Here is a 902-nt window from a genome sequence, read left to right as displayed (position 1 = left end):
AATTTAATGTGTTTTGCTTCATTAGTTGAAGTCCATGTAATATGCGTGCCGTTGTCACCTGTAACAGTTAATTTAGCGCCTGGTAATTCTTTGTCGTTGGTTGTATCTTTCTTAGTAATATCAACGTCCCCAACCTTTTGCTCATTCTTAATAACTACGGCCATACCGTCTTTAGGATCAACGTTGTTGCCTTTATTATCAAGAACCTTCACACCGTCTTTTGAGACAGTGATCTTCCAGCTACTTGGATTGAGTACGTGTTCGTTGTCTGAAGTTGCTAATTCTTTTAAGGTATATTCGCCGACAACAACGTCTTTGAAGTTCACTTTTGAAGCAGCATCAGCAGTTACAGTTTCGATTAATTCGTTATCTTTGTTGTAAAGACCAAACTTAGCACCCTTAGCAGTTGGTGCATAGTGACTGTGGTTACCGTTATTGTCTTGTGAATCAATCTTTTCGTTTAATTTCAAGACGCTAAATTCACCACGGTACATTTCATTGACGATTGGATCATCTTTCTTGATGTCAATGTTAATTTCTTGATCGTTATTCTCAGCGGTGTATTCAAAATCATACTTGTTCTTGTCTAGTACATGAACGTCACCGGCTTCTAATTCTTTAACGTAGAAGTGGCCATTAGGAACTTTTAGAGCAGCCATTTCAGCGATACCAGCTTTAGTTGTAGCAGTCCCTAACATACCATCAGCTGGCACAACAATTGTGCTGCCAACTTTGATAGCATCTTTTGAGAAAAGACCAAAGACCTTGCCTTCAGATGCCACGTTCTTAGTTACAGGTTTATTATCTTTATAGTTGACCAATGTTTCATCAACTTTATGGACGTGAACCTTAACCGCTTGTTTGTTATCTTGAGCGTTTAATGCTTTTGGTGAAATTGCTAA

1 protein-coding gene is annotated in these 902 nt (G+C 38.4%); it reads right to left on the bottom strand.

The genetic code is table 11. From position 1 onward, the window contains the following. The coding region (locus FC90_RS09340; protein ID WP_169816020.1) for an MSCRAMM family protein at window positions 1–902 on the bottom strand (902 nt) is incomplete at both ends.

The organism is Latilactobacillus graminis DSM 20719, from assembly GCF_001436415.1.
Taxonomy (GTDB): domain Bacteria; phylum Bacillota; class Bacilli; order Lactobacillales; family Lactobacillaceae; genus Latilactobacillus; species Latilactobacillus graminis.
Note: the sequence above shows the minus strand (reverse complement) of the source record. Positions and strands in the feature narration are given on the sequence as shown.